Source organism: Paraburkholderia sp. BL6665CI2N2, assembly GCF_004366535.1.
Lineage (GTDB): Bacteria > Pseudomonadota > Gammaproteobacteria > Burkholderiales > Burkholderiaceae > Paraburkholderia.
In genome coordinates this window covers 398,775-422,268 of sequence record NZ_SORC01000003.1, presented here as the reverse complement: position 1 = coordinate 422,268, position 23,494 = coordinate 398,775, and the positions used below count along the sequence as shown (strand labels likewise).

Sequence of the window (23,494 nt, the reverse complement as noted above, 5' to 3'; positions counted from 1 at the left end):
TAAACCATTTCGAGTCCGGTTTAACGACTCGCCACCTAAAGGTCGTACCTTTTTAAATATTGGACCATCGTAGTCTCGCCACGTCTTCGAGTCAATGGGGGATAGCTCGGGCGATTGATCAGATAACGGCCGGCATGTCAGCGGCATGGTGTTTTTCTGGGATGGTGCGCCGCTGGACCGAAGGTGATCACGGCAGCAATGACTTGCAGGTTGCAGGCAAGCTCGGAGCAGATGGCATGGCAAAAAAGGTATGACCTTAATAGACTAGAGATTCCTACGTTACAATTGCAGCCATTCCGGAACCGTCGATTGGAAATACGACAATGATTCTCAGCTTCGAACTGGACCGCACATGACTACCGCATCCGCGAAACCGCCCAATCCAAAGCGCCCTACGAAGGGGATCGACGTCAAGGAAAGTGCCGAACAGGACAGCGCCGTGACCGGGCAAACGAAGTTCAAGGTCGCACGGGCGCGACGCACCTATGAGGATATTTGCCTTCAGATCCGACTCGAGGTGAGCGAGGGGCGACTCAAGCCAGGAGACCGCCTTCCGCCAGAGCGCAACCTGGCGGAGCAATTCGGTGTGAGTCGCACAGCGGTGCGGGACGCGCTGCGCACGCTTGAAGTAGCGGGTGTGGTCGCTTGCGAGCGCGGAGTCAACGGCGGCGCTTTCATCCGGCACGGCGACCCCGGGATCATTACCCAGGCGGTGCAGGATATGGTGCTGCTCGGCCGTGTCACCACGGACAGCATCATCGAAGCACGTATCCTGCTGATGAACGATGCGTTGCGACTGGCCTGCAAGAGGGCGACCCACGTCGATCTGGACGCCATTGAGCGCGACATTGACTCGATTGAGCAGTTGACGCTCAGCGGGGATCTGACACGTCGCTCGACCCATCTCGTCGATTTCTATAGCCTCATTGCGCAAGCCACACACAATGAAGTCATTGTTATGTTGGTGGATTCGTTGTCCGAAATTTTTCGGCAGTTGCTGATTCGGCTCGGCCCGGCGCCGCGCAGCGATCTCGTCTCCGTACGGCGCCTTATTTTGCGGCATCTGCGAGCGCGCGACACCGATTCCGCCATCGAGGAGATGACGCGTCATTTGGAGCGCCTCAGTCGAGACCTGCTTTCGAAAGAGAAGAACCTGGGCCGGAAAACTTCATCACCGCACACTACCCGGTGAGGGGAGTCCAGGACCAACGCGTCCATAAGAACTAGCGCGTGCAGCCCAAGCTGGGCGCTGACTGTCCGCATGCCGGGCTCGGTTCGCCTCGATCGGGCGGGGTCTCGTGGCTCGATTCCCCTGCCCTGTCTGGCCAAGCTCCCACGGCGATGGCTCTCACAGATCGAGCACCAACATCGGTGATTTTGAACGCGAACAGCATGGAAGAAATCTGTCGTTCGCGGACCGCTCGTCGTCCGTCAAATACAAGTCCCGATGATCCGGCTCGCCGGACAGGACGCGCGTCAGGCATGTGCCGCAGACCCCCTGCTCGCACGAGGTGAGCACCTCGACGCCCGCCTTCGCAAGCGCTTCAATAACCGTTTCGTTTTCGCCGACATCGACCACCCGCCCGTTTCCGGCCAACCTGATCTGGAAAATCCCCTGCGTGCCCAGGGGTGGCTGGGACGCAGCAAAGTATTCTCGATGCACGTTGCGTCCGTCCCAACCAGCCGACCTCGCAGCATCTGACACCCCGTCGATAAAGCCGGCGGGCCCGCATACGTAGAGATGCTTTCCGAGCTCAGGCATCCTCAGCAATGCTTTAAAATCCGCGCGATGCTGTTCTCCGGCATTGTCGAAATATAGGCGGACTCGATCCGCGAAGGGTCCTTCGGTCAACTGCGACAGGAACGCGGCTCGAGACGGATCGCGAACGCAGTAGTGCAATTCGAAGGACACCCCCACTCTTACCAGATGCTCAGCCATACTCATGATTGGTGTAACGCCGATGCCCCCCGCAAACAGTACGATATGCGTCGCCGCTTCCGCCAGCGGAAAATGGTTTTTTGGCCTGCTGATCTCCAGCAGGTCACCTTCCGTAAGTGCGTGCATCGCGATCGAACCGCCGCGTGAATTCACCTCCCTCAGCACACCGATCCGATAGAGACTACGGTCGGCTGGACTGTTGCACAGCGAATACTGGCGAGTCATCCCGTTGCCCAGATCGACGTCGATATGTGCGCCAGCGGTAAAGGGCGGCAGCACCGAGCCATCGGGACTGACCAGTTCGAACACGCAGATGTCGGTTGCGACCGCGAATTTCCGGATAATTCTGACTTGCATACGGCGCCCACAAAAAAGATGCATAATTCTGATTCTGTTCTTGGCTGACCCTTTTCGCCATCAGGGTTTTCCGCATGGGATACACTTCTCGGCATGCAGACGGAGGAATAAATTATGAGGCACTTGGGCAGCACTGACGTGCGCGATGAAGCTCGAGCGGACGAGACAACCGCTGCATCTGACACCGCGCTAACGGAACTGGCCAGTTGGCTCGACCAGGGGTTGCTGCCCGAACTTGTCCCCACGCGGCAACGTCGAAGCTTGCGCACGGCGCTCGCGATGCTTGATGCCGGACGCACCCTGCTGGAGGACCGGTCCCTGGAAGAACTGTCAATTGAAGCGGTGTGCCAGGCAGCCGGCACCACCGTGGGGGCGTTCTACGGACGGTTCGAAAACAAGCTCGCATTCTTTGTGACGATGCAGCGACTACAAACCATCCGGACACAAATTTTCATCGGTGAAGTCATTCAGAAGTACGGTGACGGCCGTGCGGGAATTGCCGAATTGTGTGAGCAAATGGTGCTTATCACAGTGCGTACCTTTCGGTCTAACCGAGGCGTGCTGCGCGCCTCGCTCCAGCACACCGAGGAGAGCATGTGGGACCTGTTCAAGGAATCGGGTGACCGGTTTCGCGTCGTCATGGAAAAGCAACTTACCCCGCACCTGACTCATCTTCCTGCTACTGCCCGGCGGCTTCGCATCCTCTTTGCGTTCCAGTCGGTCGCCGGTGTGTTGGTGCACGCGACATTGAACGATCCGGGGCCGCTCAGCCTCGACGACTCGCGCCTCGTGCCGGAACTGATCAGATTGGTACAGAGCTACCTTCTGGCGCCTGCTGACACTGCGGCGACGCGCACTCGAAAAGGCGCAAAGTCCTAGCTCAGGTGGCTGCGGTGCAAATCGAGGGCTGCGACGGGTAGATTTGTCCCTGTACCTCGAGAGCGCGCCATTCCGGGGGCTGGCGTCACCGACCGATTTTTTCGACTGACCTCAGGCATCCCCTCGTTTATCGGACCCTGTTCGGGAAATTCAACCTCGTCAGCCCCCGTCTTTACGACTGCCCCTGCCAGAACCACGGCCGCCATAGTTCAAGCCCCCTGGCAGAGCCGCTGGGCACGCATTGCGCGCCGGAACTACTGTATTCTGGAGACCAGGTTCGCTTCACTGATGTCCTATGGGCTGAGCGTTGAGTTGCTGAGGGAAGTCCTGCCGATCCCCGAAGAGATCAACCCCACGTCCGTGCGGCGCCACCTGCAACGCGTTGCCGAACGGATCGAGGGTGAGGTGGGCGAGGAACAGTTCCAGTTCATTGAAGGTTGACCCAGCGATTGGGCGAAACAATCGCCACCGGGGCCACCCTTGACGGTCGGCCTGGATGGCGGCTATGCGCATGCTTCGGACCAGAAGTCGAAAACCGAAGGTTGGTTCGAGGTCATTGCTGGCGAGAGTGTCCAGACCGAGGGCGGCGCCAAGGTGTTTGCATTCGTCAACAAGTACGACACCAAGCCCAAGCGCCGGCTTTACGAGGTGCTGAAATCGCAGGGTCTGCAAATGAATTAGCAAGTCGTGTTTCTGTCGGATGGCGGCGACACCGTGCGTGATCTGCAGCACTATCTCAGCCCGGAATCCGAACATCTGCTCGACTGGTTCCACATCACCATGCGCTTGACCGTCATGAGGCATGATGATCAAGGGGATGACGGCGGAACTGAAGCCCGGCGGCAGATACCCGGAAACTTCAACCGGGCTGGCCGATCTGGAGAAACGCCTGGAAAGCGTCAAATGGAATCTCTGGCACGGCAATGTTCCGCACGCCCTGCAACGGATTGATGACCTGGATGACGATCTGGAGATGCTGGAAGAGAACCCGGCAAACAGGACGAAAATGCTCAAGGCGGTGCGAGAATTCCGCAGCTATATCGGGGCCAACCAGGCGTTCATTCCGAACTACGGCGACCGCTACCGGCACGACGAGACGATTTCCACGGCGTTTGTCGAGTCGACCGTGAACTATGTGGTCAGCAAGCGCTTTGGGAAAAAACAGCAGATGCGTTGGACCCAGCGCGGCGCGCATCTACTGCAGCAAATCCGCGTGCAGGTCCTGAACGACGATCTGCGGAAAACCTTCGCTCGCTGGTTTCCGGGAATGAGGGCGGAAGAACCAGCGGCGCTAAGGGAGGCGGCATAGAGACTCCAGCCCCCGGAATGGTTCACTCTCGAACAGCAGAGGCGTCGTGTCAGGAGATCTTCGGTACGCGACCGCCTACCGTCTTGGCGAAGTTCACACAGTCCCACACGAGCTCCCGACGGACACCTCCGCTTAATCAGCCCGATTCTCGACCAAAGCCAGCACACGCAGCGGACTACCCGAGCCGCTCTTTATCTTTAGAGGTGCCGAGACAATAAGCGCACCAGTCGGCGGCAGGAGGTCGAGGTTGGTCAAGCATTGAAGGCCGTAGCGATTCGCGCCGTGCATCAACGTATGGCACGGATAGGGGACAGCCCAAGAATAGGCCTGTCCTGCATCGGTATTGATTGTCTCCACACCAAAGCCATGGACGTGGCGCTCATGAATCATCCATTCCACAGCTTCCTGCGTTGGACCGGGCGTATGCGCCCCATCTTCTCCCAGATTGAGAAATGCGGCCGGCTCCGTACGCTTTGACCAGTCAGTACGGAACAGAACCCACGCGCCGGCGGGTATCTTGCCGTGCTGCTCTTCCCAACGCGCGAGGAAAGCGGGCGTGAGCAACCAGTCCGGATTCCCAGCGATCTCCGCGCTCGCATCCACGACAACTGCCGGCGCCACGAAGTTGCGCGCATCAATCGTATCGACAGAATTTTGTGGATGGTCCTTTCCAGTTACCCAGTGGACAGGTGCGTCGAAATGCGTGCCCGTATGCTCGCCGCAGGAGAAATTGTTCCAGTACCAGCCCGGTCCCTTCTCGTCGTAATGACTGATTGTCTCCATCTTGAACGCCCACACCTGCCCAAACTGCGGAGGCAACTGAAGCGCCGGAAACTCCGGAGACAGCGTCTGTGTGAGATCGACCACCCGCACGTCTCCACGAGCAAGGTCAACGGCTAGTTTACTGAGAGAGGAATGCATCGTTAAATCTCCTTGGCTAAAAAAGCTACTGCACGCGTACGGGCGATCATGATTGACTACGGGTGGTGGGTCAGTTGTTCGTCAGTTGATCGTTGAGCGGCTTCACGAGATCGAGTTGTGCCTTCAGCGGATCGGATTGGAGCGGTGACGCGGTACCTGCGGCGGTGACTTCAATATGCCCGTCCTGGGTTGCGTTATACACAGGCCAGACGGGACTGCTACCGCCGTTCGGGTTGCCCGCCTTGACGAAAGAGGCCCAGTAAGCGTTCGTGAGTTGCGCGACCTGTTCGTCCTGACTCGTGACCGCACTTCCATAGCTCGCCGAAAGCGTATCGAACACATACGGAAGCTCGGCTGCATGCACCGCGCCGCTCACCTGGCTTTGCACCGACTGCGCCACATACGAAAAGCGATACAGGTAGACCGTGTCGTTCTGACTCGTCAGCGCCCGCGCGACGAACCGCGCCGGTTCGTGCATCAACTGAACGCGCGCGATCTGCGCAGTCACGTCGTCGACGCTGGCGGTCCCCAAGGGATCGAACGCCGCTCTGGCGGCCACCAGATTCTGGGAACCGAAAATCGCATAGGCTGCGTCTTTGCTGGCGACCGCAACAGGGAACCCGAGATCCTCGTTGTTCGTGCCAATCAACATCGATACGTGATTGTATTGCCCATCGGCGTAAAGGTTGGCGGGGTTATCCAATACCAGTTGGCCATCTATCATGGGACCTGCGGAGAACGTCCCCGCCTGCGTACCCAGTGTCGTCGGACCCGCCGAGGTCGTCGCCGCCTGGGCACCCATGTTCGTGCAGTTCAGCCCGCCAAGCACCTGATCCGCCGACAGCGCGCGCAATGCCGCCAGAGCGTTCGCGTCGTTGCCCGTGATGCCGACGCTTTGCGCGAAGTTAGTGCCAAGCTGTTCGCCAGTCGCGCCAATGGCTTTCGTGTTGGTGGTCAGGTATCGTCCATACGTCTGATTAACACGGCCGCTGCCCGATTCGTCGATCGCTTTCTGGAACAGTCCCTTGGCTAAAGGCGACGTGATGAGCGAGTGCACCGATTCACCACCCGCCGATTCACCGGCGACCGTAACGTTTGCCGGATCACCGCCGAAGGCCGCGATATTGCGTTGCACCCATTGCAGCGCTGCGATCTGATCCATGTATCCGTAGTTGCCATGCAATTCAGTCGGGTTCTCCACACTCAACGCGGGATGGGCAAAGAACCCGAAGCGGCCAAGACGGTAATTGAGACTGACGAACACGATGCCCTGCTTTGCAAACTGGGTGCCGTCATAGACCGACACCGACGACCCGCCGTTGGTGTAGCAGCCACCGTGGATCCACACCATGACCGGCAGTTTCTTCGTGGTAGCGTTGGCGGGCCGCCACACGTTCACGTACAGGCAATCCTCCGAAGGCGTGGTGCCGATCGGCGTGGAGTCACCGGTAAATTCCAGCTGCATGCAATCGTGTCCGAACGAGGTCGCCGGACGGATCCCCGCCCAGGCGGCAGCGGCTTGCGGCGGTCGCCAGCGCAGAGCGCCGACAGGCGCCGCCGCGTAGGGAATGCCTTTGAAAGAATCCACCCCGTTGGAGAGAGCCCCTTGTACCATGCCCGTCTCGACTGGAACCACAGTAGGATCAGACGTAACCGTTCCACCGGAGCAACTCGCAAGGAGCACCACCGCGCCGGCGAGGCTCAGCTTAACAATGACGCCATCCGTGCAATAACTCGCCAATCTAACCAACGGTGCCGATTCTTTCATCATTTTGGGCTTCTCCAATTAGTCGTTGTTTGTTAGAAATCAGTCTGGAACTTCGGGTAACTCCGATCAGTACTTGCCGGACAGCAGATCGCCGCAACCAGCCACTTCCGCGCGCAGTTCGAGACGGCGCAACATTTGCCACGTCGTCGCGACCGCGGCAGAGACGGTCGGAATGCCCGACTCGTCCTGGACGCGTTGGATCGACGGCAGCGACCGCATCTGCACGCACGCGGACAGCACCAGCGCATCGATGTTGCTTCGGTCGAGGCGCTTGTAAATGTCGACCAGATTCGCCGGGTTCTGCGCGGCCACCTGCAGGTTGTCGTGGATTTCGAGCGCGATATAGTCCTTCACTTCGATGCCTTCGCTCTCGACATAGTCGACGACCATCTTCGTGAGCGGCTTCATATACGGGCAGACCACCGAGACGCGCTTCGCGCCCATCGCGTGCAGGCCGTCGACCAGTGCACCCGCGCTCGTCACCACTGGCGCGGGCGCGCCGTTCTCCACCGTCCGTCCATGCAAACGCTTCTCCGAGACGCGGTGATAACCGTGGCCCATGCTCATGATCGCGACAAGGCACGCATAGCCGAGCACGTCGACGCGCGCATCGGAAAGCTCGAGCGCGCAGCGGTCGCTGTCGCGATCCATCGCCTCCAGTTCCTCTTTCACGACTTTCTTCATCCGCATCCGGCTGGAGTGGAACGTGAAGCGCTCGTCGGAGTCGCGTTCTCGCATGCGAAACATCGCGGGAATTTCGGTTTCCATCGTCGTATTCGAAGACGGGACAATCTGCCCGATACGCAGAACGTGCTGCTGTGTCATCACTTGCTCTCCAGAATGTCGGGGGAGTTGAGTTCCGCCATCTCGGCGTCGAAGTCCCACGCGTCGTTGCCGGTATCGTTGAATTGCGCAGGCCCGAGCGGCCGGCGGTTCACGCGCAGATCGAACACGTCGAAGCGGTTGTAGTGGCCGGTGATGTCGTGCATCTGGCGCGGCTGGATGCAGCGCGACAGATCGATATCGGCGTAGACGATGCCCTCGTCGTCGATCAACGGCTCGCCGATCACACGGCCGTCCGGGCCGAGAACGCCGGAGAAGGCACTATTGCGGCGCCCCAACAGCTCGCGCGCGAGCGGATGCGATGCGCTGATCGCGTCGACGATTTCCGGCGAGACGGTCGAGCACGACACAATCGTGAACACCTTGCCTTCGAAGCTGTGCGCGGCGGCACGCAGGCGAATCGCCTCGGCCATGTCGTAATCCGGCGGCGCGACGGGCAGCGCGATGTAACTCGCTACGTGCACAAGCTCGCCTTGCGCCAGCAGGCTGAAACGGGCAAGCGTATTGGTGTTCTCGCCGCACGCCAGCGAACCGAGCGGTCCAACACTCGTGTCGTGCACACGCAGCGCCGATGCATCACCGTTCGCCCACGTCAGTTTTTCGGCCCACGTCGGCACGAGCTTGCGATGGCAGCCGAGAATGCGGCCCTCGTCGTTGATCGTGACGAGGGTGTTGTAGATCGTGCCGATGCCCGTGCGGCTGCGCTCGTTCACCCCAACTACGACATTGATACGGTTTGCTTTCGCGGCAGCCGCGATACGGCGGATTTCAGGTCCGGGGATTTCGACGGCGGACTTGCACAGCTTCTCGAACCACGGGCTGCCGTCGATTGGGTTCATCACCCAACTCCAGTACGGATAACCGGCGACAAACACTTCGGGGAACGCGACGAGGCGCGCACCGTTGCCCGCGGCTTCGCGGATCAGCGCGCAAACCTTGTCGACGGTGGCGTCCGTGTCGAGGAACACGGGGGCGGCCTGAACGGCCGCGGCCTTGAATTGCGGAAGATTCAGCATGGAAGACGTCTCCATCAGGATGTTGGGTGGGACGCGGCGACCGGATGCGGCCCGCCGGCTCAGATCGCGCGCGTGCGCTGGCTCAGACCGCCACGACCGGATGGCGCAGTTCTCCGATGCCTTCGACCTGTGCGAATACGACGTCGCCCGGCCACAGCCACTCCTGCGGATTGCGCCCCGCGCCGACGCCTTCCGGCGTGCCGGTCGCGATGATGTCGCCTGGCTCCAGCGCAATGCCCTTGCTGATATCCGCAATCAAGGACGGCACCTTGAACAGCATGTGACGCGTGTTCGAGCTTTGCTTGGTCACGCCGTTGACCATGAGGCTCAGATTCAACGTGTGCGGATCGGGGATTTCGTCGGCGGTAACGATGCACGGACCGAACGGCGCAAAGGTGTCCTGCCCCTTCGAATAGATCCACTGACCCGCGCGGCGGCAATCGCGTGCGCTCATGTCGATCATCACGCTGTAGCCGAACACGTACTGCAACGCATCCGCTTCGCTCACGCCCTTCGCGCGCGTGCCCATGATGACGGCCAGCTCGACCTCCCAATCGAGTTGCTGCGTGATCTGCCGGTTGTGCTCGATCGCATCGCCGGGGCCGATCACAGTCGTCGGTGGCTTCGAGAAAATCACCGGCTCCTTCGGCAGGTCCTTCGACGTATCGAGCGTCCGGCTTGATTCGGCAACGTGCTCAACGTAGTTCAGACCGATGCCGAAGATGTTTTTGCGCGGCCGCGGAATCGGCGCGAGCAGTTTGACGTTCTGCACCGGCACGGCCGTGCCGACAGGCCACCGGCCGCGATACTCATCAAGCAGCGCGCTTGTCGAGCGCACCGCCTGCGGACCGAGGTCGATGAACTCGAGCATGCCGGACGGCAGCGGCTGTCCCACGGCTTCGCCAAAACGCGTGAGACCGACGACGGCGCCGTCGACGATAGCGCCCAGGCGGGCAGCGGCGCAAACTTCAGGACGATAGGTGACGAGACGCATGGAATAACTCCGTAAATGCCGTACCTTCCGGGCGGCAACAAAACAAATGATTAAGAAACCAGTGGGTTGCGGTCAGCCTGACACGACTTGGTGGCCGCTGTTTTCGGCAAGGGCTTCTTCTCGATACAACCCGAGCGCCTGCATGACCGGCAGGTCGTTGAAACAGAACAGGCATGCGTCGTCCGACGAGGATGGGTTCACATGTTCGTGGAACGCCCACGACGGCACGCAGAAGATGTCGCGTTCAGTCCAGTCGAAGCGCTCGCCGTTGATGATCGAATAGCCGCTGCCTTTCGCGACCTGATAGAGGAAGCTGCCGGTGTGACGGTGCGCGCGGGTCGCTTCGCCGGGGCGGAGCAATTGCATGCTTGCGCCCATCGTCGGCATCACCGGGCCGCCGGTCACCGGGTTCACATAGTTCATCAGGACGCCGTCGAACGGCGAGCCGTCGGTTACGCACGCGTAGCGCGTGAGCGCCTCATAAGTCGGCTCCCACTCGTATTTGAAGAGCGGCGAGTAACGCTGATTCCAGTCGCCATTCTGCGGACGCAGGCTCGCGGTTCCCCAGATCGCGCTCGAATCGTCAACGGGATAAGTGACCGCCTGCCGCAGATCCGGATGCACGACATAAAAACCCGCCTCCAGCGCGTTGACCAGCGGAATGTCGAGCCCGTCCTGCCAGATGCACGGCGAACCTTCAGCCGCCACGCCGTGCTCGTGCCACGTACCGTTCGGCGTCAGCACGAAATCGTTTCTGCCAAGCGTCATCTTGTGGCCGTCCACGACCGTGTATGCGCCCGTACCTTCCATGATGAAGCGCAGCGCCGACGCCGAATGCGCATGCGCCCATGCCGCTTCGCCCGGATTCATCACCTGCAGCCCCGAGTACAGCCAACCCACGGCAGCCGACACATCGCGGCGCCCCGGATTGTTCAGATACACGACACGGCGGCCCGCCTTCTCCGGCGTCACCAGATCGACCGAACGCAACACGTGTTCGCGCAGATCGCGATAGCGCCACAGCACCGGTAACGATTCCGATTTCGGCTGCCACGGCTCGATCTTGTTGGCGACCGTCCATAGCGCGCCGGCCTTCAACTCGTCGAGCTGACTGTAGTAAGCGACGAGCTCCGGCGTATCCGCGACGTCGGCGCGGCCCGCCGTGCTCTCGCGATAGCGGTCATACGTGTTTTCAGTCATATCGATGCTCCACTTCATCACGGGTATTGAGGGGTCGGACGGTCCATGACAGTCACGACGACGTCCGGCGAAAATTGCGCTCCATCTGATCCTTCGCGAACAGGTACTGGCGCGGCCATTCCACACACCGGTATCCGAGCTTCGCGGTCTCGCGCAAAAGCCACGCCGGATTGGCCAGATGCGGGCGCGACAGCGCGCACAGGTCCGCACGGCCTGAGGCGATAATGCTGTTCACCTGGTCCGCGTCCGTGATCGCACCGACCGCGATAGTCGGCACATGGGCTTCGTTGCGCACACGGTCCGCGAACGGCGTCTGGTACATGCGGCCGTACACCGGTTTCTGCAGCGGCGTCACTTCGCCTGACGAACAGTCGATCATGTCCGCGCCGGCTGCCTTGAACATCCGGCCGATCTGCACGGCGTCGTCGGCATCGATGCCACCTTCGGTCCAGTCCGACGCCGAGATGCGAACTGAAATCGGCTTGCTGTCCGGCCACACGTCGCGCACGCCGCGCAGCACTTCGAGCGGGAAAGCCATGCGGTTGTCGAGCGAGCCGCCGTATTCGTCGCTACGGTGGTTCGAGAGCGGCGAGATGAAGCACGACAGCAAATAGCCGTGACCGGCCTGAAGCTCGATCCAGTCGAAGCCGGCCGCATCGGCGCGGCGCGTGGCCGCGACGAAGTCATCTCGTACCCGGACCATGTCGTCGCGGATCATCGCGCTCGGCGTCGCCGAGATGCCGGACAGATAGGGCAGCGCCGACGCCGATATCACCGGCCAGTTACCAGTTTCGAGCGGTTGGTCGGCCCTCTCCCAGCCGAGTTGCGCCGATCCGCGCCGGCCGGCATGGCCTAGCTGAATGCCGATGCGCGCACTGCTGCTGGCGTGCACGAAGCTGACGATCCGCTCGAACGCGGCAAGCTGCTCGTCGTTCCATAGCCCGGGGCAACCGGGCGTCGCCCTTGCGTCTCGCGACACTCCGGTCATCTCCACGATCACGAGGCCCGCGCCGCCAAGCGCGCGGCTGCCGAGATGGGCGATGTGGAAGTCGCCCGGCACTCCGTCGACGCAGGAGTACAGCGCGGTCGGAGATACGACGATACGATTCTTCAATTCGACACCGCGCACGCGGTACGGCGTCAGCATCGGCGGCACGGCTTCGCCGACGGATTGCGCACCCGCCTGCGAAGCCAGCCATGCTTCATAGCCTTCGAGCCAGGTGCGGTCACGGACCCGCAGATTCTCATGCGAAATGCGTTGCGAACGCGTGAGCAGCGAATACGCAAACTGCTCTGGCGCCAGACCCGCATAGCGCTCGACGTTCTCGAACCACTCGGTGGAATTGCGGGCGGCATTCTGGATCTTGAGTACTTCGACGCTACGCAGCGACTCGTAATGCGTCAGCTTGTCCTCTAGCGAGCCGGTTGCGCTCCGCAGGCTGTGCGCGAGTTCGATCGCATCTTCGAGCGCGAGCTTCGTGCCGGATCCGATCGAAAAGTGCGCGGTATGCGCGGCGTCACCCATCAGCACGACCGGCACCTTGCGGCCGCCTTTCTGTTCGGTCCAGTGAACCCACTCTTCGCAGATCACGCGCGGAAAGCGAATCCAGATCGCCGAGCCGCGCAGATGCGTCGCGTTGCTGATCAACGGTTGACCATCGAGGTATGGGGCAAACAGCTTCTCGCAGTAAGCGACACCCTCTTCCTGCGTCATGCCGCCGATGCCCGACGCCTCCCAGGTTTCCTCCGGTGTCTCCACGATGAACGTCGACATCCCGTCCTCGAAACGGTACGCGTGCGCCTGGAACCAGCCGTGCTCGGTCTGCACGAAAATGAAGTTGAAAGCGTCGAACGCCTTCCTGGTGCCTAGCCACACGAAACGGCAACGGCGCTGATCGATATCCGGCCGGAACGTGTCCTGATACTTGGCGCGCACGAAGCTGTTGATGCCGTCCGACGCGATCACGAGGTCGGCGTCGTACTTCTGCGCGAGCGCCTCGTCGTCCTGCACGAATTCCTCGAACACGAGCTGTACGCCGACCGCTTCGCAGCGCGCTTGAAGGATATTCAACAGTTTCTTGCGGCCGATGCCGATGAACCCGTGGCCGCCACTACGGATCGCCCGCCCTTTGAAGTTGATTTCAATGTCGCCCCAGCGATTGAATGCATCGCCGATCGTTGCGGCCGAAACCGGGTCTGCTTCGCGCAGGTTGTCCATCGTCGCATCGGAAAACACGACGCCCCAGCCGAACGTATCGTATGCGCGATTGCGCTCCACCACGATGACTTCGTTTTCTGGATCCTGCAATTTCATTAGTAAACCGAAATATAATCCGGAAGGTCCACCGCCGATGCATACAATCTTCATGTCTCTTTACCTCAGTTGCTTGCCTATCGCACGTGCAGCCGTCCGCCCGGCCACGCGCGCATTCGTACGCCGGATGCGGGAAGCGTCAGACGGGTAGCCGCCCCCCGATCGTCGTTCGCAGATCGTCGGGAATTTCAATCGCGCCATGGGTGTCGAGCGACGTCATCACGATGGTCTGCCGCGCCGTCATCCGTACGACGCCATCCTCGCCGACACAGGTCCAGACGAGCGTGAGCGACTTGTTGCCGAGCCGTTCGACGTCCAGCGCCAGCCACACGTGTTCGCCCATCTTGCTGACTGCCTTGAAGTCCACTTCGAGATGGACGGTCGGCATGCCGAGACGTCGGCCGATGATCACGCCGCGATAACCTTCAGGCAGCAGTGTGTCGATCCACGTTTCAATGAGATCGTTGAACAGCACGAAGTACTGCGGATAGAACACGATCCCTGCCGGATCGCATTCCGAAAAATGAATCTTGTGCTTTTGCGCAAATGTGTGGTCAATCATGATTGAATCTCCGCACGTTCCTGGCGCGCTCATGCAAGCGCATAACGGCGCAACGCTTCACGCAGCCGGTTGCCGTGCTCGTCGGCGAGCGCTGCGTCGCGCAGTTCGCGCAGCGTGGCGGGTGCGATTCTCGCGCCCGCCTTGACGACCACTGCCATCACCGTCTGATAGTTCTTCAGGCCGCGTGCGTGCGTGTCGCTGTAGCCCTTCACGAGACGCTGGCATTGCGCGACCTCGATAGCGAGCGCCGGATTCAGCTTCGCTGTTTCGACGATCCGCTCCAGCCAATCCTCGATACGCACGTTTTCGAGCTGGTAGCGCAGCGTGCTGCGACGCATGCCTCGCAGCCGCGACACCGCGTACAGCGTCAAATACCCGCGCAGCGAACTCGTGGTCACGACACGTCCCGAACGTGTAAAGCGCCGTACCAGGCGATGCACCCAATGCGGCCGGGCGAGCCAGCGGCCGAGCGCAGCGGGCAGCGTTTCGCAGATTTCCTCGATGCGTGGGTGCATGAATTCGTTGATCGCAAGCAGTTGGTTCTGCTGGGCCCGCACTTCGCCCCGGACCCGTTCGAAGCGGGAGCCACGCGTCTTGAGATCCGCTACGCGAATCGTGTCCTCATACGACATCCACAGCGCGAGATCGCGCGCGGTTTCGCGCAACAGTGTCGTGTCGTCGACTGCCAGCGCACTACGCAGTTCAGCAAGACGGTCCAGATAAAGCGCTGCATAAGCAGCGTCCTGATAGTCGATCAGACGTCGCACGCCTTCAATCGCGAAGGGCTGCGCCTCAGGCGGCACCTCGGCGTGCACGCGGGCGAGCAGTTTTGCAACCGCCGGATGACTGGGCACGCCCGGCGGTACGATTGACGGCCTCTCGCCCTGCGCCGGCTCCTCGGCGCCGCCGCGGCGATACGCGTGGTCGAAGGCGCGCAGACTCGGCTTCACACCGACGCCGCCACGCTCGATCGTTGCCTCGAACTGCTCGCGGCTAAACGGCAACACGCCCGTGCCGGCCAGCGCGCCCAACAGCACCGCACTGATCACGCTGCCGGTCGCCTCGGCGGCCGCTGCCATGTCGAAGCTGACCAGCCGCTTCGCCGCCTGCTTCGCGTGAGCGATCAACGCGTCGCTGTCGACGCGGCCGTCGCCCATCGCGGCCTTTTCGCCGATCGAGTAGACGCGGTGCGTGGAAGCCACCAGCGTCGTGCGGTCGGCCGTCACGAGACCGCGCTGGACCGCGCGGCCGGCTTCCATGAGCTCCGATGCGAGGACGACATCGACGTCGCCCGGCAACGGCATCAGTGCGAGTACCGGCGTGCGGTGGTCCGGATCGTCCGACTCACACGGGAACAGCTCTACGTAATAGATCGTTGCACCGGTTCTTTGCGCGACCCCGGGCACCGATGTGGTCTGTGCGTAATAACCGTTGTGCTCACCGAGGTCGACGATCCAGTCGGCAAGCACCCCGCCGCCTTCGCCACCCATGGCGAGAACGGCAACCTTGATGGGTTGGGCGTTGTTCATCAATTGTCTCCCTGAATCAGAACGCGAAGCGCGCGCGGCGCTGGGCATCGCGGCGTTGCAACCAGCCAATCACGGCATTGCGCACGCGCTGGCGCAGCTTGTCGAAGCGCGTCGGGTTGCTAACAATCTCCGCGCGATAAAACGACGGGCACAGGACGGCTGCGTGCGAAACCTCGCCGCACAGCCCGCAACCGACGCAACTGTCGAGCACGCTCGCCACCGGGTCGGTACGCAGCGGATCCGGATTCGGCTTGATCGACAGTGATGGGCAACCTGACAGGCGGATGCACGAGTGGTCGCCGGTGCAGGTATCCGAGTCGACACCGAAGCGCTCGCGCACTACACGCTCGCCCGCAGCAATCGCCTTGCGGGTCTTCGGTTTCTCGCGGCGCTGCTTGTTCAGCATGCATTCGCTCTGTGCGATCAGCACCTTCGGTCCCTTCGAACTGGTGGTGAGCGCTTCCCTCAGCGTCGCCATCATCGTCTTCAGGTCGTAGGTGTGGCGCACCGTCTTCACCCACTTCACGCCGACTCCACGCACCGCCTGCTCGATCTCGTGTCCCGTGCTGCGAGTCGGATTGAGCGCCGTCGACGACAGAATGTCCTGGCCGCCCGTTGCCGACGTGTAGCTGTTGTCGACCACGATCGTCAGGTTGTCGCTCTTGTTGAACACCGCGTTCGCGATGCCACTCGTGAGCCCGTTATGCCAGAAGCCACCATCTCCCATCACGGAGATCGCGCGCTTGTCGGCAGCCGCGTTGAGCGCGGAAGCACTTGCACTACCGAGCCCATAGCCCATGGTCGTCGCGCCGAGGTTGAACGGTGGCAGGATCGAGAACAGGTGGCAGCCGATATCGGCGCTGACATGATGTGCGCCGAGTTCGCGCTCAACGAGCTTCATCGCCGTAAAGATCGGGCGCTCAGGACAGCCGGTGCAGAATCCCGGCGGACGCGCATGCACATTGGTGTCGAGTGCCGCGACCGGGTCAAGCAGGGCAACTTCGGCCTGCGCGACTTCAGCAGACGCCGGCACCTGCGCGGAGGGCAACGAAGAAGCGGCCAACACCGGAATGACCTTCCGGGCAACCGGTTGCGGTTCGAGCACGCCATAGCGCTCGAAGAATGCGCGCAAGCCCTTGATGACCGTAGCGGTGTTGTACTCGCCGGCGAGCGGCAGCATGTCCTTGCCGTGCAGCGCCACCGTCGCTCCGCACTGCCGCAGAATCGAACTTGCATTTTGCTCGACGAAGTTCGGCTGACCTTCTTCGATCACCAGCACGGCACGCTTGCGCTCGCAAAAGCGCGCCCATTCGGAATCGATGAGCGGATACGCAACGTTCATCACATACAGCGGAATTTCCGATTCGCCGAATACGTCGGCAAGGCCGAGGCGCTCCAGCGCGCGCATGACCGTGTTGTAGCTGCCGCCCTGCATCGCGATGCCGATCTCACCAGCGTCCGCTGAGAAGACCTCGTTGAGTTGACGCTCTTCGACGAACTTGACCGCCGCCGGCCAGCGCTCATGAATCTTCTCGCGCTCATGCGTGAAGCTCGCGGGCGGCAGCACGATGCGACTGACGTCGCGGCTCGGGTTTTCGAGTGCATCCTTGATCGAGAACGCAGTGCGGCGATTATCCGACGCGATGAACTGGCCATGCACGTGGCACGCGCGGATCCGCAGTTGCAGCATGACCGGCGTATTGCTCGCTTCCGACAAATCGAAGCCGTCTTTCACCGCCTGCACGATGCAAGGCAAGTTCGGCCGCGGATCCAGCAACCATATCTGCGACTTCATCGCGAACGCGTGGCTGCGCTCCTGCATGATCGACGACCCTTCGCCGTAGTCCTCGCCGACGATGATGAGCGCGCCGCCCGTCACGCCGCCCGATGCTAGGTTTGCGAGTGCGTCCGATGCGACGTTGGTGCCGACGGTCGCCTTGAATGTCACGGCACCGCGCAGCGGATAGGTGACCGACGCAGCCAGCGACGCGGCTGCAGTGGCCTCGCTCGCGCTATTTTCGAAGCGGATGCCGTGATCGCTGAGGATATCCTGCGCGTCGGCCAGCACATCCATCAGGTGTGAAATCGGCGCCCCCTGATACCCGGCCACGTACGCGACCCCGGATTCCAGCAGCGCTTTGGTCACTGCGAGGATGCCCTCGCCGCTGAATAGTTCGCCAGCGCCTAAACGCAGCTTCTTCACTTCTTCGACAAACGACCGCTCAGCCATGACGTCTCTCTACCTTCCAGATTGATGCGATGCTTATGTCCACAGGGACCTTAGGCGCAATCCTTCAAATATCGACTCATCGAGACTCGCGGATTTACCGATACCGAAGCGCGCTTTTCACTGGAGCCAAGTATAGGCGGGGGAGGAGAGTTGACCTAATCAATCAAATTCGGACCCGACATAAAATCGTTTATGACGGCCGTGTGGCTTCAATCTTCGCGAAGGCTTTCGATAATCAGCGAGCGGAACCAACGGATTCCTTCTTCCGACTCGAAAGCGTCGTGCCAATGCACGGTGACTTCAACCTCGGGGATCTGGACCGGGATCGGATAGATGAGAAACTCGCCGTGCTCGTTGAACAGCCGCGCCACTCGCAGCGGCAAGGCGACCATCCATTCCGTGCGGCGAATGATCTGTGGGATGACCGTGAAATGAGGCACGCGTAAGGCAATGCTGCGGTGCAAACCTTCCGCTTGCAGCAAGTGCTCAATGTTGAGATGGCTGCTCTCGCTCGATCCAACGGACACGTGCGACAAAGAAAGAAACTTCTCTCGGGAAATCTGCCGGGGCGGCAGGCCTGCGCGTTTGCGCGTCATGCAAACATACGGCTCATGAAATAGCAGCTCGTATTGCGTCGTTATCTTGAGCGCCGGCATGCTGCCGATCGCAAAATCCAGTTGTCCGAGCCTGAGCTTCTCTTCGGCATCTGCAATGGGAATCTGTTGTACTGAAAGCCTGACGGCAGGTGCGGTTTGCTGAAGCTTCGTGCATAAAATCGGCAGAAATACCTGTTCACCGACATCGGACATCGATAGATGAAACTCCCGGCAGCTCGCGGCCGGATCAAAGCGGTCGCCGTGACGGAAAACCTCGCGCAGCGAAGAGATCGCCCGGTTGACAGGCGCCGCTAGCTCCGTCGCGGTGGGCGTAGGTAGCATCTCCCCGGTCGTGCGCACGAAGAGCGGGTCGTCGAAGAGTGAGCGAAGCCTCCCGAGCGAGTAACTGACTGCCGGCTGTGACAGACCTAGCCGCTGCCCGGCACGCGTCAGACTGCGCTCCTCCAGAATCGCCTGAAAGACACGCAGAAGGTTCAGGTCAACGTCGTTGAAGTCCACCACAATGGATTCCTCGCTCGGAAAGATCACTCGCGTGACAGATTGACGCCCGTACCTGTTCCGAACGCCGAGGGCGGCCCCCAATCAGGGACCTCCTGCAATGGGAAATGGCGGGCCGACGCACGCCGTTATTGTAGGCGCACCGAGCGATTGCAGGGCCGTATGATCGGACAACGAGCGCCTGGTTGCAAACAGGCGTGTGCCGATGATGCCGACCGGTTGTCCGCGCCAGGATATCCGTGCGGCAACCGTATCACGTGGCATCGCTTTGCTGATTTCTACGCAATTCGCAGCATGGGAATGAGGCTCGCCAATGCATTTCGTCGTTTTCGCAACATGACCGACGAGTCGCGACTCGGGTCATGCTGACTTTTTCATTGCGAGCAGGCGTGGAAGCGCAGGCCTTCTTCGCTCTCATTCCAACGAATGATACGCGCTAGCGTCGTCGATCGACGCTAGCGCGAATGCCTCCTCACGCGAAAACTCAGAATTTCTTCCGGATCCCGATGCGCACTGCCACCTGGTTGACTGAGTTCGATGCCGCCAGCACAGGAGCGAGGTCGGCAACCGCACCGCCTCCCGCTCGCATATAGGTCGCGCTGGCGTAGACATCGGTCGTCTTCGACAGGAAATAGTCCGCGCTGGCGTCCGCCTCGTGGTAGTGCGGCGCTTGCCCGGTTGCGGACACGTTGCCTTCGGTGTAGCTGTACGCAACACCGAGTTGCAATGTGGGCGTGACCATATAGCTGCCCACGATTTCGGCGATGTTGAAGGTCACGTGGCCGCCGATCTTCGCACCCAGGGCGGGGTCGAGATTGCCGAACTGTGTGTGAGTCCAGTCCGCCGCAACGCGCGCAGGTCCCATGGTATAGGCCGCGCCTACACCGAACACCTTGTAGCTGCCCGCCGCGAGACCGTAGTTGCCGTCCACCGTGTTCGAGGCGGTCCATACGCCATCCGGCACGGCCGTGGCCGGGTGGTCGATGGACGTGTACGCGCCGACGAGCTGAAGGTTGCCGGTCGCGTATTGCAACGCGAACGACTTCGCACTGTTGCTGGCGAAATTGCCCGCGACGCCACCGAAGCTATATATTCCGACGCCCGTGAGGCCCGCGAAGGTCGGCGACACGTACTTGACCGCGTTTTGCAGACGAAAGTCGATACCGTTGTTGTCAAGGTCCCCCGGGTGCGGGAACAGAATCCCGCCGGGCAACGTTCCGTTGGCCGACAGCGCGCCGATATAGTCGCCGATCGCTTCGCCCTGGCGGCCGAGCGTCAGCGTACCGTAACCGTCGTTCGACAGCCCTACATAGGCGAGACGCCCGAACTCACGCCCGCCCTGGCTGAGCGCGCCGGTGTTGATGTTGAAACCGTTCTCGAGCCGGAACAGCGCGGAGCTGCCGCCGCCGAGATCCTCGACGCCTTTCATCCCCCAACGATCGCCCTGCGAGATGCTGCCTTGCATTTGCCATGCGCTGTGACCGCCCTGGTTGCTGGACCAGGTAAGCCCATTGTCAATGATGCCGTAGATCGTCACGCTGCTCTGCGCATGCGCAGCCTGGCATATTGATAGTATACCTAATGAATAGACGAGCAGCTTTTTCATAAAATCTCCAATTCCCGGTTTGCGTTTTTAGAGTGGTGTAAAGAAACGGCTAGTATCACCGCGCGCCGCCGCGAAAACGGCGCGCGGCAACATGTCAATCGCGGCGAGCGACGATTCGGTGCTGTGCATCCAATGCGAGATTGACCGTATCGCCAATCTCCGCCGGCGAGTCGAGGCGCGCGACGACAATCGGACCGGCTTGCGTGGCAACGCTTGCCAGCGGAACGCCGCCGCTGCTATCCGCACCCACTCGATACCGGACGACCGTCGCCGCCGTCACGGTGCCGCTCTCCGCGTCGAGCGCCGACCATTCGGCGCCGCCACAGGACGGGCACAGGTAGCGAGCCGGAAACAGCGTGGCGCCGCATTGCGTGCAGCGGAAAACTTTTATGCTCATTGCGCGCCTCGATCGAAAACTTCCAGCACCACCGCATTGGCACACATGCCGTAGCGATACTCGACCATGCCGTAACCGCTGACAAGCGCTCGCCGAGCATCCGCGATCTGACGCTCGCCGGCCTCGCCGCGCAACTGCGTCACGGCCTCGACAAGCCCATGCATTCCGCCGGCCGCGCCTGCCTGCCCTGCCGACAATTGTCCGCCCGACGTATTGACCGGCAAGGCTTCCGACGCAATACGTGTGATTAGCCCGCGCATGTCCCCGTCCGGTGCAAAGCCGAGGTCGGCGAGTTGAACAAGCACCATCACCGGATAGTCGTCGTACACGGAAACCAGATCCATGTCGGCTGGCGTCATGCCCGCGTCGCGCCACAAAGTCGGAGCCAGTTCCGCGAGCGAAGTCTGCAGTCCGTCCGCCATCTGATGATCGGGGTTGTAGCCGCACCGCAACGCGCGCACCGCGACATGCCGGCCGTGCTTCGCGAGATCCGCCCGTGTGAGGACGATCGCGTTCGCGCCGCTGACCACCGGGACGCAGTCGAAGCGTCCTAGTGGTTCGGCTATGAGCGGCGCGTTCAGATACGCGTCGACGGTTAGTGGCGCACGATAGACCGCTTGCGGGTTGCGCGACGCCCACGCGCGCTGCGCAACGCACAGCGCGCCGTAATCCTCACGCGACAGAGCGTGACGCCGCGCGTGCAACTGCGTCATCATGGCGAATAGCGCGTTTGGGCCACCGCTTTCGAGGGGGCGCAGCCAGGTGCGCGTCGTCAGGTTGTAATGGTCGACGAGTTGTTTGAAATCCGCCGGTTCGAAGCGATCCCCCGATACGAGCACAATCACGTTGGCGTCGCCACACTGGATCGCGCGCACCGCATGCTGCAACAGGTTGATCGCGCTGGCGCCGCCGTGGCAATCGTCCATACACCAGCGCGGCGAAAGTCCAAGGCGCCAGGCAACGTCGATCGCGTGGTCTGGAGCGAGGGTAAACGACGCAACGCCCAGCCCGTCTACTTCATGTGCGGCGAAGCCCGATTGCGCCAGGGCCGCGGCGAAAGCCTCGGCGAGCAGATCGCCTGTCGTGCCTTCGGGAGCCTGCCGGCGATAGGGCACTTCCACCCCGCCGCAGACCAACACCCCTGTATAGTCGCGTGACTGCATGGTCGGTCTCCCCTTTAGCGCGCCACGCGGTGCGCTGTTTCCCGCGCACAAAGCAGCGCCACGACGGTAATCGCGCCCATCACCATCAGCATCAGCGCGACAGGCCACGCCGCGTGGTACTTCGCGAGCAGCGCGGTGGCGACGAGCGGCGAGAGTCCGCCCGCGAACACCGAGGCGATTTCGTGCCCCAGCGCCATGCCCGAGTAGCGAACCTCCGTGCTGAACAGTTCACCCATCAGACTCGGCTGGGTGCCGATCATCGCGCCATGACAGACGCCGTTGGCCAGCAGGAAAGCGAGCCAGATGAGGCCAGGCACCTTCGTGTCGATCAACCAGAAAAACGGCAGCGCGATAATGATGAGCCCCACCGCGCCGATCATGTACACGGGCTTGCGGCCGATGCGATCGGATAGCCGGCCCCACACCAGCATCATGCCCAGCTCGACGGTCATCGACACCATCACCCCCGCGAGCATGATCGAACTCGGCACGCCGATGAACTTCCCGTACACCAGCGAGAACGCAAGGAAGATATAAGAGCCGCCGTTCTCGGCTACACGCAGGCCCATTGCGATCAGCAATTCCTTCGGATGACGGCGGATCGCTTCGAGTACCGGCGTGTGGGTCGTCTTGCCCGCGGCCTCGGCTTTCGCGAATTCAGTGCTTTCCGGCAACGTCGAGCGGATATAGACGCCGACGCCGAAGATCACGATCGACAGCAGAAAAGGGACACGCCAACCCCAGCTCATGAACGCGTCGTGCGGCAGCTTCTGCACGACGAAAAAAACCGCTGCCGACAGCACAAATCCCCCGCCCACGCCGATCTGACTCCACGACGCGTACATACCACGCTTTTCCGGTGGTGCCGACTCGCTGATCATCAGCACGCCGCCGCCCCATTCGCCGCCCGACGCGACACCTTGCAGCACACGCAGCACCAGTAGAAGCGCCGGCGCCCACAGCCCGGCCTGCGCGTAGCTCGGCAGCAGGCCGATCAGAAATGTCGCGCCGCCCATGATCGACAACGTCCACACGAGCGCGCCCCTGCGTCCGTAGCGATCGCCGATGTGGCCGAACAGCACGCCGCCGAACGGCCGTGCTGCAAAACCAACGGCAAAGCCCGCGAATGCGGCGAGCGTGCCGATCAGCGGGTCAGTGCCTTTCGGAAAGAACAGTTCACCGAATACCAGCGCCGCTGCCGTGCTGTAGAGAAAGAAGTCATACCATTCAAGCGCATTACCTGCGACTGACGCCATTACGATACGCCGCAACGACTTCTGATCGGTCCCACCGCTGACGGCTCGTGAGTCAGGAGAGGGAAAGGTTTGCGTGCTAGCCATACTGCCTCCGGT

The 23,494-nt window shown here is 61.5% G+C and carries 18 protein-coding genes and 1 pseudogene; 3 read left to right on the top strand and 16 right to left on the bottom strand.

Annotation, left to right across the window (positions count from 1 at the left end; translation table 11 throughout):
- Positions 1-352: 352 nt before the first annotated feature.
- Entirely contained in the window at positions 353-1,192 is an 840-nt protein-coding gene (locus tag B0G81_RS43385; RefSeq protein WP_134144091.1) for a GntR family transcriptional regulator, read from the top strand.
- 156 nt (positions 1,193-1,348) lie between these two features.
- On the opposite strand, the gene B0G81_RS43380 is transcribed toward B0G81_RS43385, so the two are convergent.
- Entirely contained in the window at positions 1,349-2,296 is a 948-nt protein-coding gene (locus B0G81_RS43380; RefSeq protein WP_134144090.1) for a PDR/VanB family oxidoreductase, read from the bottom strand.
- 123 nt (positions 2,297-2,419) lie between these two features.
- Here B0G81_RS43380 and B0G81_RS43375 point away from each other — a divergent pair, with 123 nt between their 5' ends.
- Both B0G81_RS43375 and B0G81_RS43370 read left to right on the top strand, forming a co-directional pair.
- The gene (locus tag B0G81_RS43375) at positions 2,420-3,175 is read left to right on the top strand and encodes a TetR/AcrR family transcriptional regulator (protein WP_166679233.1); all 756 of its coding nucleotides are present in this window, start codon (positions 2,420-2,422) and stop codon (positions 3,173-3,175) included.
- A gap of 113 nt (positions 3,176-3,288) precedes the next feature.
- Positions 3,289-4,484, top strand: a pseudogene (locus tag B0G81_RS43370) (ISKra4 family transposase); the annotation flags it as partial.
- 132 nt (positions 4,485-4,616) lie between these two features.
- Here the strand turns inward: B0G81_RS43370 and B0G81_RS43365 are convergent.
- From B0G81_RS43365 to B0G81_RS43295, 15 genes are all read right to left on the bottom strand, one after another.
- On the bottom strand, positions 4,617-5,405 hold the full coding sequence (locus B0G81_RS43365; RefSeq protein WP_134144088.1) for a cyclase family protein: 789 nt from the start codon (positions 5,403-5,405) through the stop codon (positions 4,617-4,619).
- A gap of 70 nt (positions 5,406-5,475) precedes the next feature.
- Complete coding sequence (locus B0G81_RS43360) at positions 5,476-7,092, bottom strand: carboxylesterase family protein (protein ID WP_243856949.1); 1,617 nt, start codon at positions 7,090-7,092, stop codon at positions 5,476-5,478.
- 147 nt (positions 7,093-7,239) lie between these two features.
- On the bottom strand, positions 7,240-7,998 hold the full coding sequence (locus tag B0G81_RS43355) for an Asp/Glu racemase (protein WP_134144086.1): 759 nt from the start codon (positions 7,996-7,998) through the stop codon (positions 7,240-7,242).
- Entirely contained in the window at positions 7,998-9,032 is a 1,035-nt protein-coding gene (locus B0G81_RS43350) for a carbon-nitrogen hydrolase family protein (RefSeq protein ID WP_134144085.1), read from the bottom strand. The genes B0G81_RS43355 and B0G81_RS43350 overlap by 1 nt, the downstream gene beginning before the upstream one ends.
- 82 nt (positions 9,033-9,114) lie before the next feature.
- Complete coding sequence (locus tag B0G81_RS43345) at positions 9,115-10,026, bottom strand: fumarylacetoacetate hydrolase family protein (protein ID WP_134144084.1); 912 nt, start codon at positions 10,024-10,026, stop codon at positions 9,115-9,117.
- 72 nt (positions 10,027-10,098) lie between these two features.
- Entirely contained in the window at positions 10,099-11,226 is a 1,128-nt protein-coding gene (locus B0G81_RS43340; protein ID WP_134144083.1) for a cupin domain-containing protein, read from the bottom strand.
- A gap of 52 nt (positions 11,227-11,278) precedes the next feature.
- Positions 11,279-13,594: a bifunctional salicylyl-CoA 5-hydroxylase/oxidoreductase gene (locus tag B0G81_RS43335; RefSeq protein ID WP_134144082.1), complete on the bottom strand. Its 2,316-nt coding sequence runs from the start codon at positions 13,592-13,594 to the stop codon at positions 11,279-11,281.
- A gap of 85 nt (positions 13,595-13,679) precedes the next feature.
- Positions 13,680-14,102, bottom strand: a complete 423-nt coding sequence (locus B0G81_RS43330; RefSeq protein WP_134144081.1) for a thioesterase family protein — start codon at positions 14,100-14,102, stop codon at positions 13,680-13,682.
- Positions 14,103-14,131: 29 nt separating this feature from the next.
- On the bottom strand, positions 14,132-15,631 hold the full coding sequence (locus tag B0G81_RS43325) for an indolepyruvate oxidoreductase subunit beta family protein (RefSeq protein WP_134144080.1): 1,500 nt from the start codon (positions 15,629-15,631) through the stop codon (positions 14,132-14,134).
- 16 nt (positions 15,632-15,647) lie between these two features.
- Positions 15,648-17,861: an indolepyruvate ferredoxin oxidoreductase subunit alpha gene (locus B0G81_RS43320; RefSeq protein ID WP_134144079.1), complete on the bottom strand. Its 2,214-nt coding sequence runs from the start codon at positions 17,859-17,861 to the stop codon at positions 15,648-15,650.
- Positions 17,862-18,070: 209 nt separating this feature from the next.
- Positions 18,071-18,979, bottom strand: coding sequence for a LysR family transcriptional regulator (locus B0G81_RS43315; RefSeq protein WP_134144078.1), 909 nt, complete (start codon positions 18,977-18,979; stop codon positions 18,071-18,073).
- 481 nt (positions 18,980-19,460) lie between these two features.
- A complete protein-coding gene (locus tag B0G81_RS43310; protein ID WP_243856945.1) occupies positions 19,461-20,582 on the bottom strand; it encodes a porin in 1,122 nt (373 codons plus the stop codon).
- A gap of 94 nt (positions 20,583-20,676) precedes the next feature.
- A complete protein-coding gene (locus B0G81_RS43305; RefSeq protein ID WP_134144077.1) occupies positions 20,677-20,979 on the bottom strand; it encodes a zinc ribbon domain-containing protein in 303 nt (100 codons plus the stop codon).
- Entirely contained in the window at positions 20,976-22,142 is a 1,167-nt protein-coding gene (locus B0G81_RS43300) for a thiolase family protein (protein ID WP_134144076.1), read from the bottom strand. The genes B0G81_RS43305 and B0G81_RS43300 overlap by 4 nt, the downstream gene beginning before the upstream one ends.
- A gap of 14 nt (positions 22,143-22,156) precedes the next feature.
- A complete protein-coding gene (locus tag B0G81_RS43295) occupies positions 22,157-23,482 on the bottom strand; it encodes an MFS transporter (RefSeq protein ID WP_134144075.1) in 1,326 nt (441 codons plus the stop codon).
- Positions 23,483-23,494: the final 12 nt, after the last annotated feature.